This is a genomic window from Butyrivibrio sp. DSM 10294 (assembly GCF_028539135.1).
In the GTDB taxonomy this organism is placed as follows: domain Bacteria; phylum Bacillota; class Clostridia; order Lachnospirales; family Lachnospiraceae; genus Butyrivibrio.
Genome location: NZ_JANSWL010000087.1, coordinates 84105 through 99749 on the forward strand (window position 1 = coordinate 84105; position 15645 = coordinate 99749).

10 protein-coding genes are annotated in these 15645 nt (G+C 46.9%); 2 read left to right on the top strand and 8 right to left on the bottom strand.

Features of this window, described 5'->3' with window-relative positions:
* Nucleotides 1–97 precede the first annotated feature (97 nt).
* The 4 genes from NXH67_RS14360 to NXH67_RS14375 all read right to left on the bottom strand — a co-directional run bounded on the left by NXH67_RS14360 (nt 98) and on the right by NXH67_RS14375 (nt 5360).
* Entirely contained in the window at nt 98–1879 is a 1782-nt protein-coding gene (locus NXH67_RS14360) for an ABC transporter ATP-binding protein (protein WP_272797821.1), read from the bottom strand.
* Entirely contained in the window at nt 1879–3612 is a 1734-nt protein-coding gene (locus tag NXH67_RS14365; protein ID WP_022777838.1) for an ABC transporter ATP-binding protein, read from the bottom strand. The genes NXH67_RS14360 and NXH67_RS14365 overlap by 1 nt, the downstream gene beginning before the upstream one ends.
* Before the next feature lie 369 nt (nt 3613–3981).
* Complete coding sequence (locus NXH67_RS14370; protein ID WP_272797822.1) at nt 3982–4893, bottom strand: EAL domain-containing protein; 912 nt, start codon at nt 4891–4893, stop codon at nt 3982–3984.
* A gap of 50 nt (nt 4894–4943) precedes the next feature.
* On the bottom strand, nt 4944–5360 hold the full coding sequence (locus NXH67_RS14375) for a diguanylate cyclase domain-containing protein (RefSeq protein WP_272797823.1): 417 nt from the start codon (nt 5358–5360) through the stop codon (nt 4944–4946).
* Nucleotides 5361–5612: 252 nt separating this feature from the next.
* Between NXH67_RS14375 and NXH67_RS14380 the strand changes: the two genes are divergently transcribed.
* Complete coding sequence (locus NXH67_RS14380) at nt 5613–6239, top strand: diacylglycerol/polyprenol kinase family protein (RefSeq protein WP_272797824.1); 627 nt, start codon at nt 5613–5615, stop codon at nt 6237–6239.
* 5 nt (nt 6240–6244) lie between these two features.
* Nucleotides 6245–6880 (top strand): cation transporter, encoded by a 636-nt coding sequence (locus NXH67_RS14385; RefSeq protein WP_272797825.1) that lies wholly within the window; start codon nt 6245–6247, stop codon nt 6878–6880.
* Here NXH67_RS14385 and NXH67_RS14390 read toward each other — a convergent pair.
* Genes NXH67_RS14390 through NXH67_RS14405 form a run of 4 tightly spaced genes read right to left on the bottom strand, consistent with a single transcriptional unit; the run spans nt 6869 to nt 15639 of the window.
* A complete protein-coding gene (locus NXH67_RS14390) occupies nt 6869–7297 on the bottom strand; it encodes a type II 3-dehydroquinate dehydratase (protein WP_272797826.1) in 429 nt (142 codons plus the stop codon). The genes NXH67_RS14385 and NXH67_RS14390 overlap by 12 nt on opposite strands.
* A gap of 10 nt (nt 7298–7307) precedes the next feature.
* The gene (gene carB, locus NXH67_RS14395; RefSeq protein ID WP_022777843.1) at nt 7308–10595 is read right to left on the bottom strand and encodes a carbamoyl-phosphate synthase large subunit; all 3288 of its coding nucleotides are present in this window, start codon (nt 10593–10595) and stop codon (nt 7308–7310) included.
* On the bottom strand, nt 10595–11806 hold the full coding sequence (locus NXH67_RS14400) for a carbamoyl phosphate synthase small subunit (RefSeq protein WP_022777844.1): 1212 nt from the start codon (nt 11804–11806) through the stop codon (nt 10595–10597). The genes carB and NXH67_RS14400 overlap by 1 nt, the downstream gene beginning before the upstream one ends.
* Nucleotides 11807–11832: 26 nt before the next feature.
* Nucleotides 11833–15639: a phosphoribosylformylglycinamidine synthase gene (locus tag NXH67_RS14405; protein WP_022777845.1), complete on the bottom strand. Its 3807-nt coding sequence runs from the start codon at nt 15637–15639 to the stop codon at nt 11833–11835.
* Between the last annotated feature and the right edge of the window lie 6 nt (nt 15640–15645).

Sequence of the window (15645 nt, forward strand, 5' to 3'; positions counted from 1 at the left end):
ACGCTGCCCCCAAATCTGGTCAGGCCAAAACTATTGGCCGAATATTTAATCTAAATTGTCTGATAAATCCGACAATTATTATTAAATTATACTACCATTAGGCAAACTGTGCCATGTAAAGGTCATAATATGCACCCTTTTTTTGAATAAGCTGGTCATGATTACCGCTCTCCAAGATGCCTCCGTTATTAATCACGAAGATCCTGTCGGCATTCTTGATGGTTGATAAACGGTGAGCGATAACAAAGCTGGTCCTTCCTGACAAAAGAGCCTGAATGCCCTTCTGCACCAGCATCTCGGTGTGAGTGTCAATGCTGCTGGTGGCTTCGTCCAGGATAAGGATCTTGGGCATGGATATCATGGTCCTTGCAAAGGCAATAAGCTGCCTCTGTCCGATGGAAAGACCTGCGCCTCTCTCCTTAAGCTCGGTATCATAGCCCTTTTCAAGCTTGGTGATAAAATCATGTGCATTTACAGCCTTAGCTGCGGCGATCATCTCCTCCTCAGTGGCATCGGGCCTTCCGTAGAGAATGTTCTCCCTTACGGTTCCGCTGAAGATGAAGTTATCCTGGGTCATGACACCCATCTGACGACGAAGGCTCTCTATTGTCACATCAGTAAGGTCATGACCGTCAATAAGGATGCGGCCCTTCTGAATGTCATAGAACCTGCTGATAAGGTTAACAATTGTAGTCTTACCTGCGCCTGTGGGGCCAACAAGAGCGATGGTCTCACCGGGCTTTGCAGTGAAGCTGACATTCTCAAGGACCTTGGTCTCCTCTTTAGTCCCCTCATCATAGGTAAAGCCAACGTTCTCGAAGGAAACCTCACCCTTTATCTCAGGAAGCTCCGTAGCGCCTTCCTTATCCACGATCTCAGCCTCAGTGTCGAGAAGATCAAATACTCTCTCTGCCGCAGACATATTTGTCACCAGCTGGTTATAATATCCGGAAAGCCCCATGATTGGTCTCCAGAACATATTTGCATAGGTTGCAAAGGCAACGATCATGCCCACACTAGCCTCTGTATATCCAAGAAATACCACTGCCACCAGATACATCACCATGCTGCTGACAGCCCAGCTCATATCGATTGCAGGTCCGAAGAGATCAGAATACATGCAGGCCTTGATATAAGCATCCCTGTGCTCATTGGCCAGGTCTCTGAAGGTACTCTTGGTCTCATTTTCCGCACTAAAGCTCTGAACCACGGAGATTCCGGCGATATCCTCATGGATATAGGCACTTAAGTTGGAGGATTTCTTTCTCACATCCTGCCAGCCCTTGTGGTTTTTTCCTCTGATCCAGAAGATAGCGGCCATCATTAATGGCATGGAGCACAGAGTACCAAGGGCCAGTTTCCAGTCCTTGACCATCATTATCACAACTACGCCAAAGACCGTCACAAAGTTGGGGATCAGATTGGTGATGGTATTGTTCATGACCTCCTTCAGGGAGTTAACATCACCGATGATCCTGGACAGGATCTTACCTGTTGGTCTTGAGTCAAAAAATGTCAGTGACAAGGTCTGGACATGTTCATAGAGCTCCTGTCTGATGTCCAATAATATTTTGTTTCCGATCCTGCTCATGAAGTAAATACGAAGCTTAACAAAGCCTGCATATACAAGACCCAGAAGGACGATGGCTCCCGCTGTTAAGAGTAGCCCCGTCACATTTCTGTTCGCCACATGAACATCTATTGCATATTCCATAAAAAGCGGGCTCACCAGATTGATAAGCACACAAACCACAAGTGATATCAATACCGGTATTATCTCTGCTATATGCGCCTTAAGATAGCCCATCATTCTGACGAAGACCTTCTTCATGTCCGTGTTCTTAATGGTCTCGTCTTCGCGAAATGAATTAGCTGCCATTACGCACTCACCTTCCTTTCTTCAAGTTGTCCGTACTGTGCCACGTAGGTGTCGTAATACAAGCCTCTTCTTGCCATCAGCTGGTCATGGGTTCCTCTCTCTGCGATCTGTCCATCCTTAAGGAAAAGAATCTCATCCGCATTTCTGACTGCTGATATTCTGTGGGCTACGATCACGCGGGTGACTCCTGTGATGGTATCAAGAGTTTTCTGTATCTCTGCCTCAGTCTCCATATCAAGGGCTGAGGTTGAATCGTCAAGAACCAGTATGGGAGCCTTTTTGGAAATAGCTCTGGCAATACTGATACGCTGCTTTTGTCCACCTGAAAGGCCCACTCCTCTTTCTCCTATTACTGTTTCGTAGGAGTTCTCCAGCTTCTCGATAAAGTCGCTGGCCTGAGCCATTTTAGCGGCACTTTCTATTTCTGTTTCTGTCATCTCATCTCTTCTTCCCATCTTGATGTTCTCAACAATGGAATCCGAGAAGAGGAATGAATCCTGCATAACTACTGCTGAGGCGCTTCTGACCTGTCCAAGGTCCATGTCCTTAATCTTCACTCCGTCGATCCTGATATCGCCCTCGGTGGGATCGTAGAATCTCTGAAGAAGATTGATTATCGTGGACTTGCCTGAGCCGGTCTCGCCCATAATTCCCAGGGTCTTGCCGCAGGGAAGGCTAAAGCTCACGTCCTTAAGAACCTCTTTATCTCCAAAGGATAAGGAAACATGATCAAATTCAACGCTTCCATCGATTGCGGGAAGTGTTACAGGCGCATCGCTATTAGCCAGTGTGGAGTGCTTCTCATAGATCTTTTTAATTTTCTTAAGAGAGGCAAAAGAGCTGGTGAAGCCGTTTACTATCCAGCCAATCTCCTCCATGGGCCAGGTACAGCTGCGGCTGTAGATGATGTAAGCAGTGAGGCTTCCCAGTGTCATCTTGCCGTTAACAACTGCGATTCCGCCAAGAACCGCACAGATAACGGGAAGAAGCATAGCAGAAAGCTGAAATATGGGATAATACTTGGCATCAGCCCTGGCCTCCTTCATGTTGAGGTCGTAGTAGTTCCTGTTGTGCTTCATGAACTTCTCTATTTCCATCTTTTCCCTGGAAAAAGCCTTAACAGTTCTTACCCCTGCCAGGTTCTCCTCTGCGATGGTGGTGAGGGTTGCGTTTTCCTCACTGATCTCGTCGTATACCTTGTCCAATTCCTTTTCCATCACAATGGCTATTGTTCCGCAGATAGTCATTGCAACCACAGGAACGATGGTCAGAAGCGGATCGATCTTAACCATGAAATACAGCACAAGAACCACGTTCAGCAGAACTTCCATTCCCATCATGGCTTCCATTCCAACCATCTGGAATACCTTGTCTATATCGTCCTTGACACGGGCCATAAGTTCGCCTGTGTTGGTGTCGTCAAAATAGTCAAGAGACAGCCCCTGAATATGATTAAACAGGTCCTTCCTCATCTCCGTGCCTATGGTTATACAGTTTTTGTCAAAAGTAAATTCCTTGAAATAGCCAAAGATGCTTCGTCCGATTCCGATAAGAATGATAAGGAAAAGCAACAGGCCAAATCTGTGAAAATCCCTGCTCACTATGGTTTCATTAACAATAATCTCAGTTATTTTCGGATATAGCATGTCCAGTGCAATGGCAAAGAGCATGAATATCACGGCCATGGTGTAGGTTGCCCAGTGCTTACGCACATAACTTGTAAGTGTCTTCATTGTTCCTCCTAATTAACTGCTTGTCGCATACCTTACTTCAGGTATACAGATGTTTCCCCGGGATGTGTGAAAGCACAAAAAAACCCCGGTTATGTCTATTCTCAGACTTAACCGGGGTAAAACTATCACAACAAAATATTCAGATATGGAATCCCATTCTCATGTTCATTCCATTCCAAATACAGTTTCCCGAGGTAAAGTCCTAGAAATATTATGGTTGTCATATTTTCTTGCCACATTCATCATAATTCCTTACCTCGCTTTCTTAGTATTTATCGGCTCGTAGCAAAACCGACAGGTTTATTATGCTCTATCCATGCATCATTGTCAACACAGTTTCCAAAAATTTATATTTACAATTAATAATTATCATGATATAGAATCCATTTTTTCCATCAGTTCCTCGAATTCTTCCACCGGCATCGGCTTATGGAAAAGATATCCCTGCATAGCATGGCAGCCAAGCTCATGAAGAAAATCAGCCTGTTCTTTTTCTTCTACACCCTCGGCGATTATGCCGGTATTAAGATCCCTCGCCATCATGATCACATGCTTTAGGATCGTCTGTCCCATCCTGCGGTTACCGGATCCTGTGAGGAAGCGAAGATCCAGCTTGATCCTGTCGACAGGAACCTCCTTAAGCATATTAAGAGAAGAATAACCGCTTCCGAAATCATCCATTTCAACCTGAAAACCGTATTCCCTGAGCTTGGAGGTGGTATTAATCAAAAGCTCCGCATCCTCCACATAGGCGGTTTCCGTGATCTCTATGTGAAGCTGGTCCGGAGTCAGATCATATTCCTGCACAAGATCACAGAAATACTCCGGAAGCTCTCTGTTCTTTTGAATATCAAGTCTTGATACATTAACGGATATGCATCTGTGTTTTCCCTCTTTGTTCCACCCGGCCAGATCATGGCATACCATCTTCCAGATATAACAATCAAGGTCATAGATAATTCCCGCATCCTCCAGCGCCGGAATGAACTCTGAGGGCGGAATAAAGCCAAGGTCAGGGTTATTCCATCTGCACAACGCTTCCGCTCCGATGATCTTGCCGCTGTCGTAGTCAATCTGGGGCTGATACCAGACCCTTAGCTCCTTGGATTTCAGAGCCAGCGGAAAACGCCCAACGATATGAACAACACGCATTCCCTTCTCCCACTGTTTGGGATTATAGAATTCATAGCCGTCCTTTTTGTTCTCATGAAGCTTTCTCTCAGCGCTTCTTGCCAGGTCGATCATTCTGTCCACATCGATATTTTCATAGTCTTCCGGCATAAGCACATAGATTCCGCTGACAATTCGAACTTTCAGGTTCTTACCTCTGTTTACGAAAAGTCCTGAACCGGTTGAAAGACCTGCTGTTCCTCTTTTTGCATCTTATCAAGGCCGCCTATTCTAAGAAGCAGGGCCAGATGGTCTCCCTCAAGTCTTCCTATGGCCTCCACATCTGACATAACCTCAAGGGATTTGTCCACCCAGAACTTAAGAAGTTCATTGGCGGAGTTTCTTCCCTGGCTGTCATTTATGTACTTAAAATCCATGATGTTGTTAAAAGACATCATATAAGGGATATCGGGATGTTCCCTGATAAGTTCTTCCACACGATTAACAAACCCCTTGTAGTTGTATACTCCGGTAAGATTGTCGTGGTACTGCATCTTACGGAATTTTGCTATCTGATTGAGGTGGTATTTATGCTGCCTTACGATGATCACAACAAGAAGTACAATTATTATGAACAAGCCAATATGCAGAATTCTATCATTCCTTATAAAATCCGTTGCCCCAAAGGATTCTGTCCTCAATATGCAGTTTATACATGCCATTGTTTTCAAGTGAACTATCATCCTCTCGCTATAGGTGCCAATTTACCTGCACCCCCGTACAATATCTCATTATAAATTGTAACATTTTAGTATAAAATACAGATAAACAATTGATTATTTATAGATAAAGTTCCTTTCAAATCAATTGCCATCCTGTATATTTGTAATATGGGAAATTATTCGAAAGAGGTCTTTAGAAAAATACTGCACAGCGTTGCGATAGCGCTTTTCATCGTCTGGTTGTATATATACGACGACTGGAAAACGTCGGTATCTTATTTTGTAATTGCAGCTGTCATTGTATGCCCATTACTATTTCTGGCATCAAAAATCCCCGGAATGACAAGCTTTTTTAATGCCAGAAAACAGGGAGAGTTTAGTCTGAGCTATCTGGTGTTTGTGATAATGTACACAGTGGTAGCAACGATCTGCTGGGGCCTTATCGGAGAAAGGATGCTGGTTTTGGCCTGCGTATTAGCCTGGGGTCCCGGAGATGCCGCAGCTGCGCTTATCGGTAAAAAATACGGTAAGCACAAGATTGGTAGAAAGAAAACGAAATCCCTTGAAGGCACTATGGCAATGTTCATTTTTTCTTTACTCGGTGTTCTGATTGCTCTGTGTTTCTATGGTAAATACCCGCTACCCTGGGTGTTATTCATATCCCTGTTAACTGCAATTGTAACTGCCATCACCGAGCTTAAGGTCCTTAGCGGCTTCGACACTTTCTTCTGCCCTGTGGCTGCCATGGCAGTATTAGTCCCTTTTGAACTTATGTTCAGATATCTAAATATGTGATGCTTATGGAAAAAGATTTGGAACGTTCAAGAAAAAAAGAAAGTGGATATCGAACCCTTTTGACATCGGTGCTACTAAGTTCACCGGGGCCATTGATCCTGGGACTGGGCCTTACCGTTGGCAGGAGCTCAACGCAGATCTCCGATTTTGTCAGAAGAACTGCGGAACTACTGGCTATAATTTCATCCTTCGTCGTGTTCTGTATCATCGATAAGCATAAGGATTATGATGACAAAAAGAAGGCAAGCCTTGCCCGCGGCAGCAATACTTTTGTGGGTGTGATCATGTGCATCAGTGTACTCAGCATGCTGATACTGGCCCTCACCACCGGCAGTGAAGACAAAGGAAATGTCGTTCCTGCCATGGTGATTGCTTTATCAGGAGTTATAGCCAATTCCATTTTCTGGTGGAGATACACAACTCTCTATAAGAGAAACGGAAATACTATCCTCGGCGTTCAGGGAAGGCTCTATGGCGCCAAGTCGGTGGTTGATATCTGCGTCACTCTCAGCCTTTTGGTCGTAGCTGCGCTACCGGGGTCTGCCGTTTCCAGATATTTCGACATCTTCGGATCGGTTCTTGTTTCCCTATATATGCTGTGGAGCGGGGGAAAAACGGTGAGGCAGCAACTAAAAATGTAAGTAATCCATAGCCTCCAGATATCCGTTAAGGCCGTGACCGTAAATCTGCTTGTCGCAGGCCGGGGCTGTTACAGACACCTTGCGGAAGTCCTCCCTGGACTGGATGTCGGATATATGGATCTCCACCTTGGTGATATCCTCAAGGCTCTTAAGCGCATCATGGATAGCATAGCTGTAGTGGGTGTAGGCACCGGGATTGATGACAATCCCCTCTGTGCCGTCGCTGTAGGCAGCCTGAAGCCTGTCGATGATGGCGCCCTCATGATTGGACTGATAGAGCTCAACTTCATCGCCGTCCTTCTCTGCCTTTTCTTTGATCATATTGCAAAGGTAATCATAGTCCTGATTGCCATATACAGCCTTCTCTCTAATGCCAAGAAAGTTTAAGTTAGGACCGTTTATCACTAAAATCTTCATGAATTCTTCCTCAAATTCTTGCGATGTCTACAAGCTGCAGTGTCTCCTCAGTACTCTCATTCTCAAGGCTGGTTACCAGTGCTCTTGCTGTATCAAGGGCTGTGATAACATTAACCCCGGTCTCAATGGCTGTACGGCGGATAAGGAAACCGTCACGGCTCTTGTCACGACCCTGAGTAGGAGTGTCGATAACAAGGTCTATCTTATGTCCCAGGATAAGGTCGATGACCGTAGGTGATTCCTGGCTGATACGGTTGATCTTACGAGCCTTGACACCGTTGTCTGTAAGAGTGTCACAGGTAGATCTTGTGGCATAGATGATGTATCCCAGCTTCTCGAATCTGCGGGCGATGTCGATGATCTCGCCCTTGTCGGAATCTTTTACGGTAATGATCATCTGCTTGTACTTGGGAAGGTTGATACCTGCGCCAAGGAAAGCCTTGTAGAGAGCCTCATTGAAGCTCTTGCTGATCCCAAGACACTCACCGGTACTCTTCATCTCAGGTCCGAGGCTGATCTCAGCGCCTCTGATCTTCTCGAAGGAGAATACAGGCATCTTGATAGCAACATACCCTGCCTCAGGCTGAAGTCCGGGTGTGTAGCCAAGGTCCTTAAGTTTCTTGCCCATCATAACCTCTGCTGCCAGATCAACGATAGGAATACCGGTTACCTTGCTGATATAAGGAACGGTTCTTGAGGATCTGGGATTGGCCTCGATGATATATACCTCATCGCCCACTGCGATGAACTGTACGTTGATAAGTCCGATTACATGAAGAGCCTTGGCTAGTCTCTTTGTATACTCGGCGATGGTCTCCTTTACCTTGTCGGAAAGGGACTGGGCAGGATATACGGAGATGGAGTCGCCGGAGTGGATTCCTGATCTCTCGATATGCTCCATGATACCTGGAATTACGATGTCCTCGCCGTCACAAACCGCATCAACCTCAGTCTCGATTCCCTGAAGATACTTATCTACAAGGATAGGGTGATCCTGAGCAATTCTGTTGATGATATTCATGAACTCTTCTATCTCTTCGTCAGAAAGGGCAATCTGCATACCCTGTCCTCCAAGAACATAGGAAGGTCTTACAAGTACGGGATAGCCCAGGCGATTAGCAACTTCCTTGGCTTCCTCTGCAGTATAAACCGTAGCACCCTGAGCACGCTTTATCTGAGTCTGTTCGAGGATCTGGTCAAAGATCTCTCTGTCCTCAGCTGCGTCTACATCCTTGGCATCGGTTCCGTAAATCTTAACGCCCATCTTCATGAGATCCTGAGTGAGCTTGATGGCTGTCTGACCACCGAACTGAACAACAGCTCCGTCGGGCTTCTCAAGTCTTACGATGTTCTCAACATCCTCGGGAGTAAGAGGCTCAAAATAGAGCTTGTCCGCAATGTCAAAGTCTGTACTTACAGTCTCGGGGTTGTTATTGATGATAATGGTCTCAAAACCGGCTTTCTTAAATGCCCAGGTTGCGTGAACCGAGCAATAGTCGAATTCGATACCCTGTCCGATGCGGATGGGGCCGGATCCAAGAACCAGGATTTTCTTCTTATCACTGCCTGCCTTAAGTCCTGCTTCATCCTCCTCATTCTCATCTCCGTATACGGAATAGTAGTAAGGAGTTTCGGCTTCAAACTCTGCAGCGCAGGTATCAACCAGCTTGTAAGCTGCCTTTATTCCATAGAAATCTCTGAGTGCCTTGATGGTCTCCACAGAAAATCTGGTAAGTCTGCTGATTACCTTATCGGGATACTCAAGCTTCTTGGCAGCAAGAAGTGTTTCGAAACTGATGATTTTCTTGGCTTCATCGTACTCTGATACGTTCTCCTCAGATACCTTATGACGGGCGATGGTGCTCTTTTCGCCAAGTCTTAAGAGTTTGAGTTCCATCTTAACCAGTGAGTGGATCTTGTCGATGAACCAGAGATCTATCATGGTGATGTCATGGATCTCCTCATGGCTCATGCCTCTTCTCAGGGCCTCAGCAATTACCCAGATTCTCTGATCGTCAACTACCTTAAGTCTTGCTGACAGCTCTTCATCATCAAGTTCTGAGAAATCATAGCTTGTAAGGCAGTCCACATGCTGCTCCAGTGAGCGAATAGCCTTCATCATCGCACCTTCGAAATTGGTGCAGATACTCATTACTTCGCCGGTGGCCTTCATCTGTGTTGTAAGGGTTCTCTTAGCGGTAATGAATTTATCAAAAGGAAGACGAGGGAACTTAACTACGCAGTAGTCCAATGTAGGCTCAAAGCTTGCGTAGGTCTTGCCTGTAATTGCATTCTTGATCTCGTCCAATGTATATCCAAGAGCAATCTTGGCTGCAACCTTGGCAATGGGATATCCCGTAGCCTTGGAAGCAAGGGCCGATGAACGGCTAACTCTTGGGTTAACCTCGATAACGCAGTACTCAAAGCTTGTGGGATGCAGGGCAAACTGTACGTTACAGCCGCCGGTGATCTGCAGCTCATCGATGATGTTAAGGGCTGCGCTACGAAGCATCTGATATTCTTTGTCAGAAAGAGTCTGTGAAGGAGCCACAACGATGGAGTCACCTGTATGAACACCAACAGGGTCGATATTCTCCATGTTGCAGACTGTGATGCAGTTACCTGCAGAGTCTCTCATTACCTCATACTCGATTTCCTTCCAGCCTGCGATGCAGCGCTCAACAAGAACCTCGTTGGCACGGGAAAGTCTGAGTCCATTCTCAAGAATCTCCTCACACTCAGCCTGATTGTGCGCGATACCGCCGCCGGAGCCTCCCAGTGTAAAGGCGGGACGAAGTACCACAGGGTAGCCGATCTTCTGAGCAAAAGCAACACCGTCCTGAACGTTATGCACTACCAGTGATGCTGCGCAGGGCTCACCGATCTTCTCCATGGTGTCCTTGAATTCCTGTCTGTCCTCAGCCTTTCTGATGGTCTCAGCTGTGGTTCCAAGGAGCCTTACATTATGGCTCTTCAAAAAGCCTGATTCATCCAGCTCCATACCAAGGTTAAGTCCGGCCTGACCTCCCAGGGTTGGAAGGATTGAGTCGGGCTTTTCTTTTTCAATTATCTGCTCAAGGACCTTGACTGTAAGAGGCTCGATATAAACCTCATCAGCGATGTCCTTATCTGTCATGATGGTAGCGGGGTTGGAGTTAACAAGAACTACCTCTATCCCCTCTTCCTTAAGTGAACGGCAGGCCTGGGTTCCCGCATAGTCAAACTCTGCAGCCTGTCCGATTACGATAGGTCCGGAACCGATAACCAGAACCTTTTTTACATCCTTATTCTTTGGCATCAGTTCTTACCTCCCTTTTTAATCATATCTATGAATCTGTCAAATAAGTAGCTGGAATCCTGAGGTCCGGGGCATGCCTCGGGATGGAACTGAACGGTGAAAATGTTCTTTCCCACATAAGAAAGTCCCTCGTTGGTTCCGTCGTTGACATTTATAAATGCAGGCTCAGCTATTGTTTTGTCCAGCTTCTCCATATTTACCACATAGCCGTGGTTCTGTGAGGAGATATATACTCTGCCGGTCTGAAGATCCTTAACCGGGTGGTTTCCTCCCCTGTGGCCATACTTCATCTTGTAGGTGTCAGCTCCTGTAGCCAGGGCCATCAGCTGATGTCCAAGGCAGATTGCAAAAATGGTGGTGTCGCTGTCGTAGAGCTTCTTGATCTCCCTGATAACACCGGGGCAGTCCTTGGGGTCGCCGGGGCCATTGGAAAGCATGATTCCGTCGGGAGCATCCGCAAGGATCTCCTCTGCTGTAGTATTCGCAGGGTATATAGTCACATCGCAGCCTCTTGCGGCAAGAGAATCAGCAATGTTCTTCTTGGCTCCAAGATCAAGAAGAGCTACCTTAAGTCCTTTGCCGTTAAGGCTCTTAACGATGGAAGGTCTCTTCTCTCTCTTAGTCTTATCGCCTGCAAGGCATGCTTCATAATCCTCTTTGTTAAAAGAGGCGCTGCCTGATAAAGGTCCGTTCTCCTCAAGATCCTGCGTCCCTTTAAGGAACTTCTTTTCCTTGCAGGTAACCTTGCTGACAACATCACCTGTCGTGTAGGCATGGAGCTTGTCCTTAACATCCTCGAACTTAAGGTTCTCATTGGTGGTGATCATGCCGTTCATGGTGCCCTTTTCACGAAGAAGTCTTACAAGTTTTCTTGTATCGATTCCTGCAATTCCCGGAACCTCGTACTTCTCAAGGAATTCCTGAAGTGTCATATCGCAGCGGAAATTGGATGCAACATGTGACAGCTCCCTGACAATAATGCCATCAACCCAGGGTCTCTCTGATTCCATGTCATCTAAACAAACACCGTAATTTCCTATAAGAGGATATGTCATACATACCGCCTGTCCCGCATAGGACGGGTCTGTAAACACTTCTGTGTATCCGGCCATGGAGGTATTAAAAACGATCTCGCTGACAATATCCTTGTCAGCACCGATATGCTTACCCTCGAAGATCGTTCCATCCTCCAATATCAAAAATGCTTTCATAAATCTCCTCCGTTACGTAATCTTAATTACTTGAAGTACTTAACACCTGACTCGAAGATCTTAAGGTCCTGTTCTCCGAAGATGTTAACTGCTACGCCGTCGCCGCGACGCTCTGAGTGTGCCATTTTACCAAGGCATCTTCCGTCAGGAGAAAGGATACCCTCAACTGCCATGTAGGAGCCGTTGATATTCCACTCATCATCCATTGTTACATTGCCCTCAAGGTCGCAGTACTGGGTTGCGATCTGGCCATTTGCAAAGAGCTTCTTAAGAACATCTTCCGGGGCAACGAATCTTCCCTCACCGTGGGATGCGGGATTGGTGTATACTCCGCCAAGCTGTGCACCTGCAAGCCAGGGTGAATTGTTGGATACAACCTTGATGTATGCCATCTTAGAGATATGTCTTCCGATGGTGTTATAGGTAAGGGTAGGTGAATTCTCATCCTGACCCGTAATCTGTCCGTTAGGTACAAGGCCCAGCTTGATCATAGCCTGGAAGCCGTTGCAGATACCCAGGGCAAGACCATCTCTGTTATGAAGAAGGTCTTCGACGGCACCTTTGATCTCCTCGTTCTGGAAGGCGGTTGCGAAGAACTTGGCACTTCCGTCAGGCTCATCACCTGCGGAGAATCCGCCGGGGAACATGATGATCTGGGCATCATTTATAGCCTTCTTAAACTCAGCTACAGACTCTGTAATATCCTGAGCATTTCTGTTTCTGAAGATCTTGATATTTACGTTGGCTCCTGCCCTCTGGAAGGCCTGTGCACTGTCGTACTCACAGTTAGATCCCGGGAATACCGGGATAAATACTGTAGGCTTGGCAACCTTGTTCTTACATACATAGATGCTGTCTGCCTTGTAGAGACCGCTCTCGACAGGAGTCTTCTCTGCATTAACCGTTGAATGGAATACCTTCTCAAGCTTGCCCTTCCAGCTTGCAAGAGCTTCTTCCATGGTAAGTGTCATGCCTGCTGCCTCGAATGCAGCCTTATCTGTAACCTCACCGATTTCTCTGCTGCCGGTGGTCTTAAGAACCTCTGCCAGCTTATCTGCAGGAACCTCAGCGATGATGTCTGCCATATCGTTGGTAAAGAGTTCCTCAGCCTTGATAGAATCAGCGATCTTAACTCCAAGGCCGTTACCGAAGGCCATCTTGCTGACTGCAGCAGCGATTCCGTAGGCATCCTCAGCATAAGCTGATACGATAACTCCCTTTGCCATAAGCTCGTGGATCTCTCCGTAGAGCTTCATGATCTTCTCATAATCGGGAAGGTCGAACTCGTCCTTGGCAATCTTGAACTGAACCAGCTTGTTACCTGCCTTCTTAAGCTCAGGTGTAACAACATCCTTGAGGCTTGCCACATCTACAGCAAAAGATACAAGTGTAGGAGGAACATTTATCTCATTGAAGGACCCGGACATTGAATCCTTACCGCCGATGGATGCGATACCGAACTTCATCTGAGCATCGAAAGCACCGAGAAGTGCGGTGAAAGGCTGACTCCAACGTGTGGGATCCTCAGTCATTCTCTTAAAGTACTCCTGGAAGGTGAAGTGAAGCTTCCTGTAATCTCCGCCTGCCGCAACGATTCTTGCTACAGACTCTGTTACTGCGAAGGCTGCACCATGGTATGGGCTCCAGCTTGAAAGATAAGGATCAAAGCCGTAGCTCATCATTGTAACTGTATCTGTCTTACCTGATAAAACAGGGAGCTTGGCGATCATTGTCTGGGTCTCTGTAAGCTGGTACTTACCACCGTAAGGCATAACAACTGTGCCTGCACCGATAGAGGAGTCGAACATCTCAACAAGGCCCTTCTGTGAGCATACGTTAAGGTCCTCAAGTTCACCCAGCCATGCAGCCTTGGCATCACCGTCAGCCAGTGCCTTGGCAGCGCTCTCTGATGCGATCTTGTCAAAATAGTTGTCTTTCCTATCAGGGATCTCAACCTTGACCTGAGTCTCCTGATGAGCTCCGTTGGTATCAAGGAAAGCTCTCTTAATATCTACGATTTTCTTGCCTCTCCAGTTAAGGACAAGTCTTGGCTCCTCAGTAACAACCGCTACCTTAACAGCCTCCAGGTTCTCCTCTGCAGCATATGCAAGGAACTGCTCAGCATCCTTGGGTGCAACTACTACTGCCATTCTCTCCTGTGACTCGGAGATTGCAAGCTCTGTTCCGTCAAGACCGGCATACTTCTTGGGTACAAGGTCAAGGTTAATATCAAGACCGGGAGCCAGCTCACCGATTGCTACGGATACACCGCCGGCACCAAAGTCGTTACATTTCTTGATAAGTTCTGAAACCTCAGGTCTTCTGAAGAGCCTCTGAAGCTTTCTCTCTGTGGGTGCGTTACCCTTCTGAACCTCAGCTCCGCAGCTTGTAAGAGACTTGGAATCATGAGCCTTGGAGGAACCTGTTGCTCCGCCGCAGCCATCGCGTCCTGTTCTTCCGCCCAGAAGGATAATGATATCACCGGGATCTGCACTCTCTCTGATAACGTGTTCCTGAGGAGCTGCGCCCATGACAGCACCGATCTCCATTCTCTTGGCAACGTAGCCGGGATGGTATACTTCCTTGACATAACCTGTAGCAAGACCGATCTGGTTACCGTAGGAGGAATAACCTGCAGCAGCGCCTCTAACCAGCTTTTTCTGTGAGAGCTTGCCCTTCATGGTCTCAGATACGGGAACTGTAGGATCGGCTGCGCCAGTTACACGCATAGCCTGATATACATAGCCTCTTCCTGACAGCGGATCTCTGATAGCTCCGCCAAGGCAGGTGGCAGCGCCACCGAAAGGCTCAATCTCTGTGGGATGGTTGTGGGTCTCATTCTTGAAGAACACAAGCCAGTTCTCAGTCTCAGGTCCCTTGCCGTAGTCAACTTCAACAGGTACAACAACTGTGCAGGCATTGTTCTCCTCAGATACTTCCATATCCGTGAGCTTGCCATCGGCCTTGAGTTTCTTCATGCCCATGAGGGCGATATCCATAAGGGAGATGAATTTCTCCTGCTTCTTCTCCTCAGTCTTGTAGAGATCATCTCTTGCAGCAAGATAATCCTCATAGGACTTCTCAATGGGAGTTTTGTAGAAGCCGTCTTCAAATTCAATATTCTTAAGCTCTGTTCCGAAGGTGGTGTGGCGGCAATGATCTGACCAGTAAGTATCAAGAACCCTGATCTCTGTCATAGTGGGATCTCTGTGCTCCTCACCTGCAAAGTACTGCTGAATCCACTTGAAATCATTGAAGGTCATGGCAAGGCCCAGGGACTCATAGAGGTCCTTAAGGCTCTTCTCATCCATATCCTTGAAGCCGTCGAAGACCTTGACATCCTCGGGCTCATCGTAGTGTTCAACAAGAGTTTCGGGCTTACTGTCTGACGCAATTCTGCTGTCAACCGGGTTCATGGTGTATTCCTGAATCTTCTTAAGCTCTTCATCAGATACATCGCCGATCAGCATATAGGTAACGGCTGTTCTGATGACAGGCTCCTCATCGCCCTTAATAAAGCGCACGCACTGCTCTGCGGAATCCGCTCTCTGGTCAAACTGTCCGGGAAGCGCCTCGATGCTGAATACCTTAGCTCCCTCCGGAATCTCAATATTCTCTCTGTAAAGCACATCTACAGGGGGCTCTGAGAATACTGTTCTGCAAGCCTTCTCAAAAACCTCATCGGAAACATTCTCCACGTCATAGCGGATGAACTGTCTTACTTCCTTGACGCTCTTAATCCCCAGATAACCGGAAATCTCGTGGCGCAGTTCCCTTGCCTTTCCTGCAAATGGGGCCTTTTTTTCAACATAGATTCTTCTTACAGTGCTCATAAAATC